General features: G+C 42.9%; 20 protein-coding genes. 15 read left to right on the top strand and 5 right to left on the bottom strand.

Translation table 11 applies throughout. The features are described from left to right. Positions 1-495 precede the first annotated feature (495 nt). On the top strand, positions 496-1,608 hold the full coding sequence (locus tag AC25Y5_RS14800) for a 5-methyltetrahydropteroyltriglutamate--homocysteine S-methyltransferase (protein WP_488140962.1): 1,113 nt from the start codon (positions 496-498) through the stop codon (positions 1,606-1,608). A 48-nt stretch (positions 1,609-1,656) separates the two neighbouring features. Here AC25Y5_RS14800 and AC25Y5_RS14805 read toward each other — a convergent pair whose 3' ends face one another. Then, a complete protein-coding gene (locus AC25Y5_RS14805) occupies positions 1,657-2,136 on the bottom strand; it encodes an immunoglobulin-like domain-containing protein (RefSeq protein WP_488140963.1) in 480 nt (159 codons plus the stop codon). Between the two features lie 187 nt (positions 2,137-2,323). Here AC25Y5_RS14805 and AC25Y5_RS14810 point away from each other — a divergent pair, with 187 nt between their 5' ends. Next, positions 2,324-3,274, top strand: coding sequence for a hypothetical protein (locus tag AC25Y5_RS14810; RefSeq protein ID WP_488140964.1), 951 nt, complete (start codon positions 2,324-2,326; stop codon positions 3,272-3,274). Positions 3,275-3,411: 137 nt separating this feature from the next. On the opposite strand, the gene AC25Y5_RS14815 is transcribed toward AC25Y5_RS14810, so the two are convergent. Beyond that, positions 3,412-3,780 (bottom strand): VOC family protein, encoded by a 369-nt coding sequence (locus AC25Y5_RS14815; RefSeq protein WP_488140965.1) that lies wholly within the window; start codon positions 3,778-3,780, stop codon positions 3,412-3,414. Positions 3,781-4,253: 473 nt separating this feature from the next. Between AC25Y5_RS14815 and AC25Y5_RS14820 the strand changes: the two genes are divergently transcribed. The 8 genes from AC25Y5_RS14820 to AC25Y5_RS14855 all read left to right on the top strand — a co-directional run bounded on the left by AC25Y5_RS14820 (position 4,254) and on the right by AC25Y5_RS14855 (position 11,904). Then, complete coding sequence (locus AC25Y5_RS14820; RefSeq protein ID WP_488140966.1) at positions 4,254-5,036, top strand: hypothetical protein; 783 nt, start codon at positions 4,254-4,256, stop codon at positions 5,034-5,036. Positions 5,037-5,041: 5 nt separating this feature from the next. After that, complete coding sequence (locus tag AC25Y5_RS14825; RefSeq protein WP_488140967.1) at positions 5,042-5,812, top strand: hypothetical protein; 771 nt, start codon at positions 5,042-5,044, stop codon at positions 5,810-5,812. Positions 5,813-5,814: 2 nt separating this feature from the next. Beyond that, positions 5,815-6,183 (top strand): GntR family transcriptional regulator, encoded by a 369-nt coding sequence (locus AC25Y5_RS14830; protein ID WP_488140968.1) that lies wholly within the window; start codon positions 5,815-5,817, stop codon positions 6,181-6,183. Further along, positions 6,176-6,874, top strand: a complete 699-nt coding sequence (locus tag AC25Y5_RS14835) for an ABC transporter ATP-binding protein (RefSeq protein ID WP_488140969.1) — start codon at positions 6,176-6,178, stop codon at positions 6,872-6,874. The genes AC25Y5_RS14830 and AC25Y5_RS14835 overlap by 8 nt, the downstream gene beginning before the upstream one ends. Before the next feature lie 7 nt (positions 6,875-6,881). Continuing rightward, positions 6,882-7,799: an ABC transporter ATP-binding protein gene (locus AC25Y5_RS14840; protein WP_488140970.1), complete on the top strand. Its 918-nt coding sequence runs from the start codon at positions 6,882-6,884 to the stop codon at positions 7,797-7,799. Beyond that, positions 7,768-8,721, top strand: a complete 954-nt coding sequence (locus tag AC25Y5_RS14845) for an ABC transporter permease (protein ID WP_488140971.1) — start codon at positions 7,768-7,770, stop codon at positions 8,719-8,721. The genes AC25Y5_RS14840 and AC25Y5_RS14845 overlap by 32 nt, the downstream gene beginning before the upstream one ends. A gap of 447 nt (positions 8,722-9,168) precedes the next feature. Then, entirely contained in the window at positions 9,169-10,557 is a 1,389-nt protein-coding gene (locus tag AC25Y5_RS14850; RefSeq protein WP_488140972.1) for a TldD/PmbA family protein, read from the top strand. Positions 10,558-10,560: 3 nt separating this feature from the next. Further along, entirely contained in the window at positions 10,561-11,904 is a 1,344-nt protein-coding gene (locus AC25Y5_RS14855; protein WP_488140973.1) for a TldD/PmbA family protein, read from the top strand. A gap of 96 nt (positions 11,905-12,000) precedes the next feature. Here the strand turns inward: AC25Y5_RS14855 and mscL are convergent, their stop codons facing one another. Together mscL and AC25Y5_RS14865 are read right to left on the bottom strand one after the other, a co-directional pair. Continuing rightward, complete coding sequence (gene mscL / locus AC25Y5_RS14860; RefSeq protein WP_482102731.1) at positions 12,001-12,381, bottom strand: large conductance mechanosensitive channel protein MscL; 381 nt, start codon at positions 12,379-12,381, stop codon at positions 12,001-12,003. A 904-nt stretch (positions 12,382-13,285) separates the two neighbouring features. Beyond that, on the bottom strand, positions 13,286-13,615 hold the full coding sequence (locus tag AC25Y5_RS14865) for an MGMT family protein (protein ID WP_488140974.1): 330 nt from the start codon (positions 13,613-13,615) through the stop codon (positions 13,286-13,288). A gap of 114 nt (positions 13,616-13,729) precedes the next feature. Between AC25Y5_RS14865 and AC25Y5_RS14870 the strand changes: the two genes are divergently transcribed. Continuing rightward, positions 13,730-14,224 (top strand): hypothetical protein, encoded by a 495-nt coding sequence (locus AC25Y5_RS14870; RefSeq protein ID WP_482104867.1) that lies wholly within the window; start codon positions 13,730-13,732, stop codon positions 14,222-14,224. Between the two features lie 49 nt (positions 14,225-14,273). Here AC25Y5_RS14870 and AC25Y5_RS14875 read toward each other — a convergent pair whose 3' ends face one another. Further along, complete coding sequence (locus AC25Y5_RS14875) at positions 14,274-14,945, bottom strand: phosphatase PAP2 family protein (RefSeq protein ID WP_488140975.1); 672 nt, start codon at positions 14,943-14,945, stop codon at positions 14,274-14,276. Positions 14,946-15,083: 138 nt separating this feature from the next. Here AC25Y5_RS14875 and AC25Y5_RS14880 point away from each other — a divergent pair, with 138 nt between their 5' ends. The 4 genes from AC25Y5_RS14880 to fabG all read left to right on the top strand — a co-directional run bounded on the left by AC25Y5_RS14880 (position 15,084) and on the right by fabG (position 18,496). After that, positions 15,084-15,656, top strand: coding sequence for a glycerol-3-phosphate acyltransferase (locus AC25Y5_RS14880; RefSeq protein ID WP_488140976.1), 573 nt, complete (start codon positions 15,084-15,086; stop codon positions 15,654-15,656). Between the two features lie 4 nt (positions 15,657-15,660). Further along, positions 15,661-17,319, top strand: a complete 1,659-nt coding sequence (locus AC25Y5_RS14885) for an aminotransferase class V-fold PLP-dependent enzyme (RefSeq protein ID WP_488140977.1) — start codon at positions 15,661-15,663, stop codon at positions 17,317-17,319. Continuing rightward, complete coding sequence (ytxJ, locus tag AC25Y5_RS14890; RefSeq protein WP_482102714.1) at positions 17,294-17,626, top strand: bacillithiol system redox-active protein YtxJ; 333 nt, start codon at positions 17,294-17,296, stop codon at positions 17,624-17,626. The genes AC25Y5_RS14885 and ytxJ overlap by 26 nt, the downstream gene beginning before the upstream one ends. A 129-nt stretch (positions 17,627-17,755) precedes the next feature. Further along, a complete protein-coding gene (fabG, locus tag AC25Y5_RS14895; protein WP_488140978.1) occupies positions 17,756-18,496 on the top strand; it encodes a 3-oxoacyl-ACP reductase FabG in 741 nt (246 codons plus the stop codon). The last annotated feature ends 32 nt before the right edge of the window (positions 18,497-18,528 follow it).

The following is an 18,528-nucleotide window of genomic DNA, read 5'->3' on the forward strand; positions in this document are numbered from 1 at the left end:
AATTTAGAAGGGGTTTTTTGTTCTTTCTGGAGACCAAAGTTACCTTCAAAAAATGAAGGGAGAATTATTATGTTTTTGAAAAATTCACCAATTAAATTGAGTTATCAACAAACTTAGATAAAGTGCCCTCAAAAGACTCAGTCGTTTTTAACATCGTTCCGAAGCCAGAAAAAGCATCCGGATTTCCAGTCCGCTCATACGCGCGACTGTCGATAGAGAAGGGAAATAACCCGCTCATACGCGGAACTGTCGTTAGAAAATAAATAAAGCCCGCTCATACGCGGAACTGTCGTAAGAAAAGAAAAATAACCCGCTCATACGCGATACTGCCGAAAGAAAAGGAAAAGAACCCGCTCATACGCGGTACTGCCGAAAGAAAAGGAAAAGAACCCGCTCATACGCGATAATGCCGAAAGAAAAGAAAAAGAGTTCGCCCATTCGCGTCCTGTTCGAATAAAATCAAAATCCACTAAAAAAAGAGAGAAGGAATTTACTATGACAAATCAAGCGACAACACTAACGAAAGCACCATTCAGAGCGGATCACGTTGGAAGTTTACTACGACCGGATAACTTGCATAAAGCGCGCAAAGACTTCAAAGAAGGCACAGTTACTGCACAACAATTACGAGAAGTAGAAACACAGGAAATTAAACGGGTGGTTAATAAGCAAATTGAAGTTGGCTTGGAACTTGTAACAGACGGTGAATTTAGACGTACATGGTGGCATTTGGACTTCTTGGAGCATTTGAATGGAATTGAAGGATATGTGCCTGAGAAAGGTTACACATTTGACGGGGTTGAAACTGAAAAATACGACGTTCGCAACACAGGTAAGATTTCATTTAACCCCAATCATCCATTCATTCAAGACTTTGTTGAGCTTAATGAAATCGTTGGCGGCCGTGCTGTTGTGAAACAAACGATTCCGAGCCCAAATCAACTCTTTAATATTGGAATCCGTAATAGTGACATTTACCCTGACGTTGAAGAATTTGCAAAAGATGTTATTCAAGCATACAAAGATGCTTTGAAAGCATTTTACGAAGCGGGTGTACGCTACTTGCAGTTGGATGATGTCTATATTGCCGGGCTCTCTGCACCGAATATCCCATTCAATGACGGAGCCTATTCAAGAGAACAACTAATTGACTTGGCACTGCGTGTCATTAATGGTGTGCTGGAAGATAAACCAGAAGATTTAGTCGTAGCAACTCACTTATGCCGCGGGAACTACCAATCGACGTGGGCGTTTGAAGGAAGCTATGCATTGATTGCGCCAACGCTCCTTGCAAAAGAAAAAGTGGATGGCTTCTTCTTGGAATATGACGACGAACGTTCAGGAGACTTTAAACCGTTGGATCATGTTCCAAATGGTGGAGCAAAAGTCGTGCTGGGTGTTGTTACATCGAAAAATGGAGAAGTAGAAGACAAAGATGCGGTTATCGCGCGCATTCAAGAAGCGGCGCAATACGTGCCACTTGAACAGCTGTGCTTGAGCCCACAATGCGGATTTGCTTCAACGCATCACGGCAACAAATTGACAGAAGAACAACAATGGGAGAAATTGAAATTCATTGTAGACGTAGCGAAGGAAGTCTGGAACTAAATTAAGTAGACCTGAACAGAGCTCATTTGCTTTGTTCAGGTCTATTTTTCATTTCACAGTAAATGGTACAGCGACGGATAACTCATACAACGGCTCACCAAGCGATAAAAATGTTTTCACAAGACGGTATTCGCCTGGAATCAGCGTCACGCCGAGCGCATCGACCGAAAAAGTCTGGCGTGCTTTGCTGCCGGCTGACAATACATTTCCATAGTCTTTGAAGGACGGATTCTTTAAGAACACAGCATCTGAATACGTAATGATAAACCACTGGTCATCTTTAATTACTTCTATATGATAAAACTCACCCAATTGATAGTCGGATGAAGTGGCATTTTGTACGACCGTCTTGATAACAGATGGTGATCCGAGGTAAGTATCTTCTTCAAGCGTAAGTGATAAACCTTCCTCGGATGCATGCATCTCTTGGTCAGGTACTGGGTAAGACAATGTAGAAATGGTAGATTCATTTCCGCACGCGGTGAGGACAAGTATAAGGGTAAGTGCAATTGTTAGTGGCTTCTTCAAAATAGGTACACCTCCACTTCTATCATATCCCTTTGATTGTGGATAAACATTGATTAAAATCAAGTACTTGGTTGTGGATAAGTTGTAATAGTAAAAAAATACTATTTATGAACATGTGGATAGTTTATTAAGTGAGAATGAAACTTCCCCCTCAGATTTCCGTATAACAAAGAAAGGGGTGGTTTTGGTGAGAACAGATCTACGTGAACGGCAATTGGAACTGGCAATGAGACGGACGCAACGCAATCGAATCAAACGGCGGTTGGAAGGGACTGAGTCGCAACTATCAGAAGCAATTGGAATGCGTGATAAATTTCGAGAACAGCTGACAAAAGAGCAGCGTGACGTCGTGAAACTTGGGAAGTTCTCTTTCATGAATAAAATTAGTGAGTGGACGGGCACATGGAATGAAAAAATGGACAAGGAAATTTCAGAAGCTGCTGAGGCTGAATTGCAATACAATGAGGCTGAAAAAGTAATGATAGATTTAGAGGCGGAAGCCAAAAAACTGCGTGAAGACATGAAAAATCCAACTTTCTCTTATATAGATGAAGACTGGGCAGATTTTATAAAGGAAAAGGAGACATGGATTTGGCACAATGATTCCGTTGCAAACAGTACACTGCAAAAAATTGCAGATGACCGGGTAAGGGTGCGTTCGCTGTGCCGCGAAATCAACGAAGCAAGCGACGCTGGTCAAAAAGCTAGCCTTGCACTGGATGCGGCGCTGGATAAGCTTGAATCAGCGGAAGGTATGTCGGTTTGGGACACGTTTCTGGGCGGCGGTTTGATTGTATCAGCGCTCAAGTATTCCGAAATTAACAGTTCCGACGACCTCGTCCACCGCGCGCAACGTGCACTTCGCCATTATGAAACAGAATTGATGGACGTTCAGAATGCTGCGACTGAATCATTCATAGTAAATAAAAAGGATATTTTCACATTCACAGATCTGTTTTTTGATAATATATTTTCAGACTGGATGGTTCATTCGCGCATTACAGATGCGAAAAGCAATTTAAATGCTGTGTTACAAGACGTTCGCAAAGTACAGGACAGACTTGCAAGAATGCGGGATGAAATGATCCATGAGTTGGAACGATTGGATGTGCAGGAAAAGGAGATTATTGAAGCGTGACGGCTAGTCCGCGGGGGATTAGTAGAGTTCGGCAGCCTGTCATGGCAAACAAAAAATCCTTTACTTTTAAAGCAGCGGGATGCAGGTAATGCATCCCGCCGTATAATGCAGCAGTTTTCGAACAACTGCTGCATGGTTCATGCGAAAGCCAAGAATTCAAGCCGATTGCCAAAAGGATCATGTGTGAAAAAGCGAGAACGGCCTTCAATTGGGGGCTCTTCGCTAATGATGTAACTAGCTTCTTCCAATCTCGATTTTAACTGATCAAGTGCATTCACTGTAAAACCGGGGTGCGCTTTTTTGGCTGGGATGAAGTCTTGCTGAATGCCGATGTGCACTTCTTGTGAACCACACTGGAACCAGCAACCGCCGCGTGCCTTCAAGTTTTCTGGTTTTGGGATTTTCTGCATGCCAAGAAGGTCTCCATAAAACGTCCGAGCTGCATCCTCAGAACCGGGTGGCGCTGCAATTTGGATATGATCAATGCCTGTTAGAAACGAACTCATGATTCATCACTCCTTTGAACGTTATACCTTCAGTATAGCCCTCATTTAACCGCCACACCATTCCTCATTTTGGACTGCCAGACATAAGTAACTCTTATTGAAACCGGTAAAAGTATTCAATTTTTCCTATCAGAGTCAATTTCATTGTTTCTTATTTTAATTGCAAAAACTAATATTAACAAGATTTCTTAATCGATTATTCGTTTGCATGGATGAGTTCCGTTGATTGTAACATAAGGCGGCGACTCCTGCGGGAACAGCGCGAGCGGAAAGCCCCGCAGGAACGAAGTGACGAGGAGATTGAAGCCGTGCCCGCGGAAAGCGTCCGCCTGGAGTGTAAATCAACCTTGTTCGGATTTCATATAAAATCTTCAATTATGAAGTTAACTCATTAATCAAACGAATATCTTTACACCATATTGCATATAGTGTACTATGTAACTAATACACCAATACATTAAGGAGGAAAGCTTATGAAGCAGTGGAATGGGTTAGTGAAAAAAGAGTGGATAACGATGAAGTGGGCGTTACTCGTTAGTGCATTGTTCGGAACCCTTGTCATGTCCTTTTTTCCGCTATTGATAACCAGATTTTTGGGATCCGAAGTACATGTTTTTGAAGTCGCGCTTGTTATCTGTTTTCTATGGGCGATTGCAAGTGCGTTCGCTCCGGTGATTGCATTGTCTACGATGCTGGAAAGGGACATGAAGCGTCCGGATGTATGGCTTCATTCGACAGCATCTATTTATAAACTGGTTGGCGCAAAAGCATTGTTGGGATCCCTTATTGGCGCAGTAGGACTGCTAATTTCTACAATCGTTCTTGCGGTACAATACGCATTATTCAAATCTGCAACAATTACATTCAACGATTTGTTTTTCTTTGGAAGTATTTTCATCGTACTGGTTTTTGCGGTTTCGTTCATTTTCATGAGTGTCGGATTTTTCTTCTGGGTCATTGATCGTCTGATGAAACCTTTTTTAAAGGGATATTCAATAGTGGCTACTATCATTTTGATCTTCATTTCATCTCGAATCTATAGTCTATTCACCCTTTCGGAATTTTATCAGAAGCTGGTGTCGATTGGACCTATTGATGTCATGAAACTCAAAAATCCGTCACTTAATGTGGAGTTCATTTACATTGAGCATATGGAGACACTATTTTACTCAGGTGAAATTCTATTCAATGTTTTTTGTACAGTCGCTTTTTTCATCGTAGCAGCTGTTCTGTTTGAGAAGAAAGTGAGGTTGTAAGGCCTATGAAAAGATGGAGAGGGTTAGTGCTAAAAGAATGGGTGCAGATGAGATGGAGACTTGTTTTCTATATTTTCATCAATAGTCTAATCCTATTTTGGGGAGTAGATCATCTGGTTTTTGGATTGCCAGAGGACCTTTTCGCTTCTCTCCAACCGATGATTGGACTTTGTTTCATCCTCCACTTGGTTATGGCGGTAACTTTGCTGTTTGATAGTCTTGGAAAGGAAATGGGACATCTGGCTATTTGGCTTCATTCTCCGGCATCGATATGGCAGCTGGTGGGTGCAAAGTTTTTACTAATTAGCTTGACGGTAGGCTGTTCGCTCGTACTATGCGGAATGATTGCTGGAATTACTTATTACGCGGACGGTGGAACGGTGTCCGTTGTAGACAATCTGCTTTTATCGCTTAGTGTGGGCGCTGTCATTATGTTGAACGCCCTCTATGGCATGGCACTCGTGTTTTTCTTCTGGTCGATTTACCAGGTGTTTCGTTCACGGATAGGCTTGTTCTCGATTGTTTTCATCATTATCTTGGTCAACATTTGGATTATTGGATGGGGATTTGTCTGGTTCACGGAGGCATTCCAAACGGTCAAGGATATGGGGCCAATGTATGGCTCGATTCAGGAGATGAATCTACTAATGTTTAACAATTACATTGTCCCAAGCGGAACGATTTTAACAATCGGCAGTATTGTATTATACGTTTTACTGACGGTATTCTATTTCGTTTTCGGGTCCATGTTATTCGAAAAGAAAGTGAGGTTGTAACAATGGGCATTAATTTTCTTCCAGACAAACCGATTTACCAACAGCTCATCGACCTGATTACGGGAGATATCATCCGAAGAACGTTGAAGCCAGGGGAGAAATTGCCGTCTGTTCGTGAGTATGCCATTGAAGCTGGTGTGAATGCCAATACGATGCAGCGCGTCTATAAGGAGCTGGAGCAAATGGAAATCACCGAAACGAAGAGAGGGCAAGGATCTTTCGTCACGGAAGATGAAGTGAAAATAGCCATGCTTCGTAATGAAATGAAGGAACAGCTTGTGGCGTCATTCATTCAAAATGTTGAAGCACTTGGTTTTACGACTTCAGAAATGCTGCAGCACCTACAGAAAAGGGGTGGAAAAGATGATTGAGCTTAGAAATGTATCGAAAAAGTATGGCAGACGAAAAGCGCTTGACGGTCTTACACTTTCCCTGCCGCAAGGAAAAATAATCGGGCTTGTTGGAGAGAATGGAAGCGGAAAAACAACGCTGTTGAAACTGATTGCCGGATTAGTGACACCTGATTCTGGAAGTGCTGTGTTAAACGGAAGTCACATTAAGCGAAGGGTGGCATCGACTATCGCTTATATGCCGGACACGGACCTGTTCTATCCGTATTTCACTGTGGGTCAACTCATCGAATATTACGAGTCGCAGTTCACCGATTTTAACTTGGTGAAAGCGAAGGAGATTGCGCAATTTTTAAATCTTTCACTCGATTCTAAAATAAAACATTTGTCCAAAGGGAACCGGGGACGTGCCAAAATTGCGGTGACGCTTGGACGTGAAGCGGATTACTATTTGTTGGATGAACCCTTCTCCGGCCTCGATCCGATGGTGCGTGATGACATCGCGAAAGGCCTGATCCGTTTCACTGATACTGAGCGCCAAACCATTTTAATGTCGACACATGAAATAAAAGAAGTGGAACCATTGCTCGATGAAATCGTAGTACTAAGAGGGGGACGTATAATCGCTCATGAAGCGGTTGACGAAATCCGGAATACTTACGGGAAAGATGCCACTTCATGGATGGTGTCACTGTTCAAAAAGAAAGGGTGATGTGGGGATGAAACCAGTAGTAGAATTAAAGAATTTATCGAAAACAATCGGTAGAAAAAAGATTATCGACAACTTGAGTCTATCGTTGTATCCTGGACAAATTACAGGGTTCCTCGGACCAAATGGAGCTGGGAAAACGACGACAATTCGTATGATGGTTGGTCTCATGAAGCCATCGGGCGGGGATATCGTCATTGACGGTAAATTACTAGCTGATGATTTTGAAGAAGGCCTATCGAAGGTCGGAGTCATTGTAGAGAATCCGGAAATGTACAAATTCATGTCGGGTTACAAAAACTTAGTGCACTTTGCGCGTATGCATGACGGTGTGACAAAAGAGCGGATTAATGAAGTCGTTAATAAGGTAGGTATGCAAAATCGAATTCATGAAAAAGTATCAACCTATTCACTTGGAATGAGGCAGCGACTCGGATTGGCACAGGCGCTTTTACACAATCCGAAGTTTCTGATTCTTGATGAGCCGACAAATGGACTCGATCCCGCAGGAATTCGCGAGTTCCGGACGCATCTAAAAGCAATTGCGGAAACAGAAGGCGTTTCTGTTTTTGTTTCAAGCCATATGCTATCGGAAATTGAACTTATGTGTGATCGGATTGCAGTCATTCAGAACGGGAAACTGGTTGATATCCGAGATGTGTCGAATGAGCAGGAATCTCATTACTATATTGAAGCATTTCCGATAGAAACTGCTGAAGCTTTGCTAATTGCGGGCGGATTTACAATTGAACCACTGAATGGCGGATTTATCATTAATGCAGAAAAAACGCAGATACCAGGACTTATCCAGCAGATGATGGCACAGGAAATTCAATTGTTTGCAGTCCAACCGCATCGCAAAACACTGGAAGATCAATTCCTAGAAATGACTGGAGGTGGCCAGATTGCTGAAGCTCATACAAAATGAATGGATGAAATTATGGAGTAAAAAAGCGACTTGGGTTATGACTGGCCTACTCGTGTTGGCGATTTTAGGAATGTTCGGTCTGACGAAATGGATTGATTCGGTCAATGATTACGACGAACAAGATTGGAAAACAAATGCACAGAACGAATTAACCTACGCAGAACAAGATTTAAGCAGTCCGGGTCTTTCAGAAAGCGACCGAAAGCGAATTGAAAAGAATAAGAAGATTCTTGAATACCGCTTGGCAAATTCAATCGAACCGCTAGACGGTAATAGCCGGGAGAGTATGATTATGAATTCAAGTACAATCGTCGGAGCTATCGTTGTTTTGCTTACGGTTATTGTTGCGGCAGGAATTGTTGCATCTGAATTTACACAAGGAACGATAAAGATGCTGTTATCCCGCCCCGTCAAAAGATGGAAAATCTTAACGTCCAAATACACGACGGTCATATTATTTGGCATTTTTCTTATGTTACTCGGATTTATCGTCTCCATACTTGGCGCGTTTCTCTTATACCAATCAGGCAATGGTGCAGAACTTGTTTGGAACGGGAAGGAAGTTGTAGAAGTATCGGTCTGGGGTAAAGGGCTTTATATGTTGTTACTATCATTCGGGAATGTTTTCGTAACGGCAACATTTGCGTTCATGATTGGTAGCGTATTCCGTTCTAGCTCACTCGCAATCGGACTATCGCTGTTCATTTACTTCATGGGCTCGACATTGGTCATGCTATTAGCAAAATACGAAGTCGTGAAATACATCGTCTTCACACATATGGATTTGACGATTCATGAAACAGACTTTCAAATTGTAGAAGGCATTACGATGCAATTTTCACTCGCCGTTCTTGCAGTGTATGTTGTAATATTCCTGTTTATCAGCTATACGACGTTCATTAAACGGGATATTACAGCTTAATCGCTCTTTTTTTAACGAGATAGTCAGAGACTTGCCCGAATGTTGTCTCGTGGAAATGCTAAATTACCAAGCAAAAAGCCCTCCATCATCGGAGGGCTTTTGCATGTAATTAATTATGGTTGCTGAATGTACGAACGAGACCAGCGATATTCCCTACGATTACAAATGTAAACAGTGCGATTAGAATGTATACGAAAAACATTGGCTATCACTCCTTTTATACAATAAATCCTACCTCTATTATACCACTGGGTTGATGGGTGGGCAATGATATCCCGATTGAACTGCTATTAATTGTGACGAGGTTGTTGAGCAAGAAGGATTGAATCAGAAGTTCTTATTATTCTGTGACAATGAAAAGTCCACAAATTTACTAAATTACCAATGAAAACATTACCATTCAATAGAATATTCGATATAATCAGATAGTGAAGGGGGAATGGGAATATGATCAAGCAGTCAACTATTGAAAACGTGTTAGAAGCCGCACTTTCTACAGGCGGGGACTTTTCGGAAGTGTTCATAGAAGACAAATTGTCTAATGTAATGGAGTTGCAGGGTGGAAAAATAGAAAAAAGTATTTCTGGCCGAGACTTCGGTATTGGGATACGTATCTTTTCAGGTCTGCAGAGTATCTATACGTACACGACCGATTTCTCAGAAGAAGGATTAATTAATGCGGCGAAACGGGCAGCACTTGCCATCAAAGGTGGGGGCAGCGGAACAATTCACCCGCTTCAGAAAGAGACGTTTGAAGCGATCCATAAAATTGCCCAAATGCCGCAAACGGTGGAGCATGCACGGAAAGCGGCAGTCATGAAAAAAGCCAATGAAATTGCTAGAAATTACGATGAACGCATTAAGCAGGTAGAACTTCGATATATTGATGAGCAACAGAACGTTCTCATTGCAAACTCGGAAGGGAAATTTATTGAAGACACACGTGTCTATAGCAGGCTTGCTATTCAGGCAACTGCATCAGACGGTATTGAATTGCAAACTGGTTTCTACGGTCCGGGTGCACATGCCGGTTTTGAATTTATCGAAAACCTTGACCTTACTCATTACGCGGGTGAAGCTGCGCGCATTGCGGTGACGATGCTTGGAGCGGATGAATGTCCGAGCGGAAAGTTTCCTGTCATCATTGACAATGAATTCGGCGGGGTCATTTTTCACGAAGCATGTGGGCATGGACTTGAAGCGACAGCCGTTGCGAAAAACAATTCCGTTTTTGCAAATCGAATTGGTGAAAAAGTCGCTCCGGATATCGTAACGTACATCGATGACGGAACACTGCCAAATGAGTGGGGGTCGCTCAATATTGACGATGAGGGTGAAAAGACACAAAAGAATGTCTTAATTGAAGACGGTATTCTCAAAGGCTATCTCGTCGATAAATTCAATGCGCGTCGCATGAATACCCAAGCAACAGGTTCTTCACGTCGTCAATCATACCGCTTTAGTCCGACATCCCGTATGACGAATACCTATATTGCTTCTGGTAAATCGACTCCCGAAGAAATTATAGCATCGACTGAACACGGTATTTATGCAAAATATATGGGCGGTGGCCAAGTGAACCCGGCTACTGGTGACTATAATTTTGCCGTGGCCGAGGCTTATCTAGTGAAGAATGGAAAAATTGACCGACCAGTACGTGGCGCAACATTAATTGGAAACGGCGCAAAAACACTGCAGCTCGTTGACATGGTTGGTAATAATCTTGCACATGGCGCAGGAATGTGTGGTTCAATAAGTGGAAGTTTGCCGGTCAACGTTGGCCAGCCCATGATTCGTATCAGTGAAATTACCGTCGGCGGGACAAAGGGGGAGTAATTGATGACGATTAACGAATTTCAAAAGAAACTGTTGGCTGAAGCTATGAACGCAGGTTTTAAAGAAGCTGAAGTTTATTACGAGAAGTCCGAGTCGTTTCAGGTCATGATTTTCGAAGGGGAAATTGACAGTTACGAGACGTCTGAAGAAGGCGGCCTTGGTTTACGTGGACTCTATAATGGTAAAATGGGATACGCTTATACAGAAAAAATTGAAGAAGCGTCAATCGGATTTTTGATAAACAGCGCCAAAGCCAATGCGGATGTTCTTGATGAAGACGACGGAACAGACATATTCGAAGGCAGTGAAACGTATGCAGCGCATGATTTCTATAGTGAAGCGCTCGCACAGGTTCCTACCCTTGAAAAGATTGAACTCATCAAGTCAATCGAAAAGAAAGTTTTTGCATTTGATTCACGAATTGTCACGCTCAACTACTGTGCGTTGCAAGAGTTTTCGGCGGAGCGCGTAATGGCGAACAACAAAGGCCTAATGTTGAATGAAAAGCAGAATGGACTCATTATCTTCATTTCCGCAGTCGTTAAAGAAGGGGAAGAAATGAAAACGGGAAGCTTTAGTAAAATGACGCGTGATTTCAATGAACTTGACGCCGACGCAATTGCGAAAAAAGTGGCGGAAGAAGCACTATCAAATCTGGGTGAACAATCAATTCCAGCCAAGAAGTACAAGGTTATCCTGCGCCACGATGCATCTGCATCGCTACTCGCCGCGTTCACACCAATCTTTTCGGCTGAGAACACACAGATGGGTCAGTCATTATTAAACGGGAAAGTTGGGGAACAGATTGCGTCTGCTCATTTCACTTTACTAGATGATCCAACACATCCAGACGCGATTGCCGGTTCGAACTTTGACGGAGAAGGCGTTGCGACTAAAAAACGTGCAATCGTCACGAATGGGACACTAGAAACATTGCTTCATAACCGGAAAACGGCGAAAAAAGATGGTGTCGAAACGACCGGACATGCACGTAAATCATCCTACAAAAGTACACTGACAGTCGCTCCACAAAATTTGTATATTGCACCAGGTACGAAGAGCAAGGAAGAAATGATTGCATCTACACAAGAAGGCGTTATGATTACAGGCTTGTCAGGCCTTCATTCCGGAGCGAGTACAGTCTCAGGCGACTTCTCCCTCGCTGCAACAGGCTTCTATATTAAAGATGGGCATATTGCATCCGCTGTTAAACAGATGACAATTGCCGGAAACTTCTTCGATTATATGAAAGACATCGAAGAGACAGGTTCAGACTTGGAATTCAAGCCAGGCGGCTACGGTTCGCCATCTGTAGTGGTCAACAGTCTTTCCGTTACGGTTGATTAAATCGAGTTGATGACAGATGTAGCAACTAAGCTACTTATCTCGGAATCAAAAAAGGGGCAATCCCATCGTTCGGATTGCCCTCTTTTTAGTTGAATGTTAAAGTGTTTTTCCTTCTTTTAACAAGTCACGAATTTCCTCTAGAAGTGCTTCCTTAGCGTCGATTGGTGCATCATCAACGATTGGCTCTTCTTTACGCTTGAATTTCATAAGTAAACGAATGACCATAAAGATTGCAAATGCAACAATAAGGAAATCAATGACGGTTTGAATGAACATCCCGTACATAATTTTAGTATCGAGGAAAGTATAGCTTAGTCCGGAGAAGTCAATGCCGCCTGAAATTAGTCCGATTAATGGTGTAATAATATGTTCTACGAGTGAGGACACGATTTTTCCAAATGCAGCACCAATTACAACTGCGATGGCAAGGTCGAACACATTGCCTTTAAATGCAAATTCTTTGAAGTCTTTTAACACTTCATTCAATCCCCTGTCTCTTCTTAACTTTATTGAAGAGGTAAACTATGTAATGACTTTACCCTCTACCAATAGATTATAAACCGAGAGAATGCGATTAACAACAGTCGCAATACATAGGGAATGGATTAGAAATCCTCCTAATACCGATCCGACGCTTTGTCGATGCCTCCGAAGCCACCGAAAAAGTCCGATTTCCTTCAATGCCGTTGATTTCCGTTCCGAGCGGACGCTTTCCGCGGGCACGGCTTCAGCCTCCTCGTCACTGCGTTCCTGCGGGGTCTTCAGCTCGCGCTGTTCCCGCTGGAGTCGCCGCTCTTCACTACAATCAACTAGTTCTTACTATAAAAAAGAGCTTTTTCAGTGCCCTCGATGCCTCTCGCAGTAAGCCGGAAGTGAGCCCAGGGAGGGATTGAACTATATCCCTCCATCAGTCTTATCGCTCCGGCTACCACGAAGTCGCGCTTTCGCTAGATGGTCTCTATGTAGGGAAGCACATTTCGTTATCGGGGAAAAGACCTGTAGCCTTTAGTGAGTCATTCTTCAATGAAATTAGTATCAAATAGTAATCTCATTATAATCTCAGTCTATACGTCTTAAAATCACTTTCAATAATGTGCACCCCAGCGCAAGCGCGACAAGGGGTAGCCGAAGCTGTGAGACTGGATGCGAAGCGCTAATCCAGGCTCATGGCCAGAGGCATCCCCAAAGCGCCAAGCGATCTGAAATCCGCACTCTGAATTACAACTCTCTCAATAATGGGACACCCTAGCGCAAGCGCGACAAGGGGTAGCCGAAGCCCTGAGACTGGATGCGAAGCGCTAATCCAGGCTCATGGCCAGAGGCATCCCCAAAGCGCAAAGCGGTCTTTATTCCACACTCCGAATCACAATAATATTGCTATTCAGCCGTCCACTGCGTCATCAGGAAACCAGCGGTAAACAGTCAAATCAACTTTACCGTCCGCACTAAATGTAATGCCTTCCATTTCAAGCAACTCGCGTTGGTGAAGACCCTTGCTTTCCACGTCGGCAGGTGCAGAAATACCGCCTTGTGCATTGATGATTCGGTGCCAAGGTAGCTCATACTTTGCACTCATCGAGTGGAGTACCCGGACAACTTGCCTTGCGCCACGCGGACTTCCGGCAGCCGCGGCAACTTGTCCATAAGTCATGACGTGCCCGACGGGGATACCTTGGATAATTCCTATGACTCGTTCGGTAAATAAATTCATAAACAACACTCCCATTTTGCGTTACTTCCATTATATCAAAGCTTCATATGAAACTTTTAACGACTCAGTTCGTATAGTTAATAGAATAGTTTGGATAGGGAAAGGGTTGATGAAATGCAAGAGTTATTTGTCAGGCGCACACTCATCGGTTTTGTGTTGAAAGTCGTCGGACTGATTGCGATAAGTTGGGGTATTCTTCAAGGATTCCTCCTATTGGTTCAACTATCTTATTCCTTTCCAAATGGAATGGGGTTTATTAGTTTAGGAAGTGTGGTTGTACCCTCTGCTATTTACGGGGTGGTATTCATAGGACTTGGCGAAGTAATTGATTTGCTGCAAAAGATTCATGACCAGAATGACCCGAAAGTTCAAGCATTACAAGCAGTGGAAAAAGAGTTGCGTGCTTCAGCCATTGCACCAGTCCCTTTATATGCCGAAAAGGAAATAAAGGAATTCTATTCCAATCAAAACAGTTGGGTGGACCATATCCTACCTACGAAGGCGAAGGACATTTTTATTGTAATAGCGAATGGTCGTACAACGTATATTGAACTTGGCGGACTTGTACCAAAAACGCTCAGTGAGGATGAAGCACTGAAGCGCTTGTAATACATGGCAAAGAATATTCACATACACATCAAAACAAGAGCGTTTCCCATCACTCATCGACGCGAAACATGCTTATTTTTTTCTCATATTTGTGTTGGAAATAGGCATAAACTGAGATTGCGACTGTAACCCATAAAGCACTCGCCGCAATTCCGCCGACGACATCGCTTGGATAATGGACACCGAGATAGATTCGACTGATCCCAATCATACTAATCATGAAGGCGGCGAATAAGAACAGCAGCACACGAGTCCATGCTGTTTGCACATTGCGACTGATGCTATACGCAACGATCGCATAGGCACTAAATGCCATCATCGTATGCCCACTTGGAAAGCTGAAACCATTCGCGTCCATGATACGGTAGATTTCAGGGCGCTCTCGTTTGAAATAAATTTTTAGTAGAAAATTCAAGATAGGTGTCAGAAAAATAACGACTATGAACAAGATTGCTTGGTGTTTATGGTGTTTCACAAAGTAAAAATAGAAAAACGCAATGAGCGCAAGTGGCATGACGAAAAAAGCGGATCCGCCCCACGTGAACACGATCATGATCGTTGTCAGCCAAGGAGCTTCCAGTCCTTGAACGTATTCAATAATAGAAGTGTCGAAGTTTACTATCGATTTGTTGCTGATAGCGGTTGCGATATATCCAAAAGCGATACCGAAACCGAGAACTAGGATAAATGCTGAAAATAATCGGAGTTGGAGTTCGCGCATTACATGCACTCCTTTCGTTTTCCCAATTATATACCATGCTGAAGTAGAAAATATAGCTAATCTCGTTTTGAAGACTATATCATTAATGGGGAAAGATGCTACACTATTAAAAACTATCATTTCCAAAAAGGATGTATTATGACACTCCTTCTTTTATTTGTTGGTTCATACTTGCTAGGCAATGTGTTGACAGGCTCCATCATAAGTCGTTTCCTTTATAAGAAAAACATTAGAACAGAAGGCAGTGGGAATCCCGGAGCTCGCAATGCAGGGCGGATTTTAGGTAAGAAAGCTTTCATTGCGACCTTTATTGGAGATGCATTAAAAGGTGCACTGGCTGTTATCGTTGCTAAATCGCTCGGTTTTGATGCGTTCATAGCACTACTGGTGCTTTTCGCCGTAACTTTAGGACACGTGTTTCCAGTCATCTTTAAGTTTCGTGGCGGGATGGGCGTGTCCACTTACATTGGCGGTATGCTGGCTTTCGACCTGTTTCTATTTTCAGCTTTCGTGGGAATTTTCCTTGTCTTGTATCCTTTATTGAAAAGCTTCACACTTGCAGGAATGGGTGGAGTCTTACTCATGCCTGTTTTAGTGCTATTATTTCCATATACAATGCCTGTTTTCATCGCCGCCTGTTTGCTGTCCACACTTCTTTTATTCACACATCGGGATGATTTGAAACAGAAACTTATGCCGGAAAAGAGTTGAGAGAATGACTTTCATCTACAAAGTTGCGGAAACGCATTCGGAGTTTGAACAGATTCACGATTTGAATTATCGGACATTTGCAGAGGAAATCCCTCAGCATGAACGAAATGAAAAACATCAACTGATTGATAAGTTTCATGATGAGAATACATATATTATTTGTAAGAAAAAAACACAAGTTATCGGGATGATTGCGGTGCGCAGTAAGCGGCCTTTCTCGCTTGACGGAAAAATCGGGATAGTGGAAGATCATTTACCGTTTGAAGCAAATAATCCTGTTGAAATCAGACTTCTTGCGATTGAGCGTAACTATCGGAATGGTCGAGCTTTCCTTGGTCTTACGCAGGCGCTTGTTCAATATTGCCTAAAAGCAGGTTATGACGCCGCACTTATATCGGGGACAGTGCGGGAACAGAAACTCTATGGTCAACTAGGGTTTTTGCCGTTTGCTCAATTGACAGGTACAAGGGAAGCTGCTTTCCAGCCGATGTACTTAACAAAAGAAACATTCGACGCTGGGATTGCAGGAAGAATTTCGAAACCGCTCATCAATTTACTGCCGGGTCCTGCGACCATTTCTGAAGATGTGAGAAAGGCAATGATGACTGAACCCTTTTCGCATCGGTCTACGGCGTTTGAAATGATATTGAACCGCGTGAAAGAGAGGCTGACAACTTTGACAGGCGCAAAGTATGTACAGCTCTTTCAAGGAACAGGTACACTTGCGAATGATGTAGTGGCGGCACAGTTAAGTGTGCACGACGGCAAGGGCCTTATACTGGTTAATGGTGAGTTTGGCTCAAGGCTATCAGATCATGCAAAGCGCTTTGGTATGGCGTTCGACACAATCGAAACCGAGTGGGGCTGTTCTTTTGATGAGGATGAAATCGACCATGCATTGCAATCCGGTCAATACAGTTGGTTATGGCTTGTGCATTGTGAAACGTCCACGGGTGTGCTGAACGATTTGGATTTGGTGAAAAAATACTGTTCACTTTACAACATCACACTTGTAGTCGACTGTGTGAGTGCAATTGGGACAACACCTGTCGATTTATCAGGAGTCACATATGCAACAGGTGTCAGCGGAAAAGGACTATTGAGTTATACGGGTCTGTCGTTCGTTTTCCATAACGAGATAATCATCAAGAGGGATAGCTTGCCGCGTTACCTTGATTTGGGCGCATACGCAGATGCATCTGGAATTCCTTATTCCCAGTCATCTAATCTGGTCTCCGCACTGGATGCAGCTTTACGGAAATTTCAGCTCCCGGAGGAAGTTTTCACGGCAATTTCAAACCGTGCACAAAAAGTTAGAAGAGCGGTTGAAGGAGCTGGATTCACAATCCTGTCGTCGGAGGAATCTGCAGCTGCTGCAATTGTTACGATTGTATTGCCGAAAGGTTTATCGGCAATACGGCTTGGAGATAATTTGTTTTTGAACGGCTTTAACGTGCATTATGAAAGTGAATATTTACGCCAACGAAATTGGCTTCAGATTTCATGTATGAACGACGTGAAGGAAAAAGAGCTCGACAGATTACTTCACTTGCTCCCGTTCTTAACATTTGCAGACGAACAAGTGTTTAAGGTAGACTCCATAGGGAAAACAAATGATAGAGAAGGAGTGGTTAGTCATGAAGGAATTAACAACAGTAGGTGAGTGGAACGACGTATTGGAACAATCAAAAGAAGGACCTTTACTCGTTTTAAAACACAGTACGACATGTCCAATCAGTGCTGCTGCCTACAGTCAGTTTGAAACCGTTACAACAGACGCACCGAAATACTTTCTGAAAGTTAGTGAAAGTCGTCCTGTTTCCAATGAAATCGAAAGTAATCTCGGAGTAGCACATGCATCTCCGCAACTGTTTCTGCTGAAAGACGGAGAAGCAGTCTGGCAAGCGACCCATCATTCAATTCAAGGAACAGCCATTGAAAAAGCAGTAGAAGATCTCGTAAATAAATAAGCTGAAACAGGTATTCCAATTGAGGATACCTGTTTTTTGTTAGAAAAAATTCGTGCTTTCCAATAACTATGTTAAAATTGGAACAATGGAAATAATCAATCACAATTCAAATGAGGGTAGGTCAAATGTATGCGATTAAGAGATAAAATAGTTGTCATAACAGGCGGTGCGAATGGAATTGGAGCTGTTGCCGCTTCACTTTTCGGCAGACATGGAGCGCAGATTGCCATCGTTGATTTTGATAAAGAGGCTGGAGAATTAAAAGCGCAACAGCTGCACGGCGAAGGAATCGAAGCTGCATTCTTTCAGGCTGATGTTGCTAATAGTGAAAAAGTGAAGGAGATGGCAGCAAAAGTCATTGAGCAGTTCGGTAAAGTGGACATCCTTATTAATAACGCGGGTATTACTAGAGATGCCATGATGCTAAAGCTTGAGGCAGCAGACTTTCAAAAGGTAATTGACGTAAATCTAACAGGTGTATTTAATTGTACGCAAGCCTTTCTTCCAACAATGCTTGCGGAGGGAAAAGGAAAAATCATTAATACATCTTCCATTGCAGGGACAGGCGGAAATGTTGGCCAGACGAACTATTCTGCCGCAAAAGCGGGCATTATCGGCATGACAAGAACGTGGGCAAAGGAATTTGGTCCAAAAGGGATTAATGTCAACGCGGTTGCCCCCGGTTTCATCGAAACGGATATGGTTGATACGATTCCAGTGAAAGTGATGGAACAAATTAAAATGATGACTCCTTATAATAGAATGGGAACACCCACGGATGTGGCGAATGCCTATCTGTTTTTAGCATCTGACGAATCCGATTTCATCAATGGAACTGTTTTGGAAGTGGATGGCGGCATGTTGAAGTGACAGTGAAGGGCAACAAAGTAGTTAGAAATAAG

This window comes from Sporosarcina sp. Y1011 (genome assembly GCF_057669885.1).

What these genes read in the sequence shown, in the direction of transcription:
- AC25Y5_RS14800 (WP_488140962.1), top strand. Translation starts at nt 496, where the DNA reads ATGACAAATCAAGCGACAACACTAACGAAAGCACCATTCAGAGCGGAT.
- AC25Y5_RS14815 (WP_488140965.1), bottom strand. Translation starts at nt 3,780, where the DNA reads ATGAGTTCGTTTCTAACAGGCATTGATCATATCCAAATTGCAGCGCCA.
- AC25Y5_RS14820 (WP_488140966.1), top strand. Translation starts at nt 4,254, where the DNA reads ATGAAGCAGTGGAATGGGTTAGTGAAAAAAGAGTGGATAACGATGAAG.
- AC25Y5_RS14825 (WP_488140967.1), top strand. Translation starts at nt 5,042, where the DNA reads ATGAAAAGATGGAGAGGGTTAGTGCTAAAAGAATGGGTGCAGATGAGA.
- AC25Y5_RS14830 (WP_488140968.1), top strand. Translation starts at nt 5,815, where the DNA reads ATGGGCATTAATTTTCTTCCAGACAAACCGATTTACCAACAGCTCATC.
- AC25Y5_RS14835 (WP_488140969.1), top strand. Translation starts at nt 6,176, where the DNA reads ATGATTGAGCTTAGAAATGTATCGAAAAAGTATGGCAGACGAAAAGCG.
- AC25Y5_RS14840 (WP_488140970.1), top strand. Translation starts at nt 6,882, where the DNA reads ATGAAACCAGTAGTAGAATTAAAGAATTTATCGAAAACAATCGGTAGA.
- AC25Y5_RS14850 (WP_488140972.1), top strand. Translation starts at nt 9,169, where the DNA reads ATGATCAAGCAGTCAACTATTGAAAACGTGTTAGAAGCCGCACTTTCT.
- AC25Y5_RS14855 (WP_488140973.1), top strand. Translation starts at nt 10,561, where the DNA reads ATGACGATTAACGAATTTCAAAAGAAACTGTTGGCTGAAGCTATGAAC.
- AC25Y5_RS14865 (WP_488140974.1), bottom strand. Translation starts at nt 13,615, where the DNA reads ATGAATTTATTTACCGAACGAGTCATAGGAATTATCCAAGGTATCCCC.
- AC25Y5_RS14870 (WP_482104867.1), top strand. Translation starts at nt 13,730, where the DNA reads ATGCAAGAGTTATTTGTCAGGCGCACACTCATCGGTTTTGTGTTGAAA.
- AC25Y5_RS14875 (WP_488140975.1), bottom strand. Translation starts at nt 14,945, where the DNA reads ATGCGCGAACTCCAACTCCGATTATTTTCAGCATTTATCCTAGTTCTC.
- AC25Y5_RS14880 (WP_488140976.1), top strand. Translation starts at nt 15,084, where the DNA reads ATGACACTCCTTCTTTTATTTGTTGGTTCATACTTGCTAGGCAATGTG.
- AC25Y5_RS14885 (WP_488140977.1), top strand. Translation starts at nt 15,661, where the DNA reads ATGACTTTCATCTACAAAGTTGCGGAAACGCATTCGGAGTTTGAACAG.
- ytxJ (WP_482102714.1), top strand. Translation starts at nt 17,294, where the DNA reads ATGAAGGAATTAACAACAGTAGGTGAGTGGAACGACGTATTGGAACAA.
- fabG (WP_488140978.1), top strand. Translation starts at nt 17,756, where the DNA reads ATGCGATTAAGAGATAAAATAGTTGTCATAACAGGCGGTGCGAATGGA.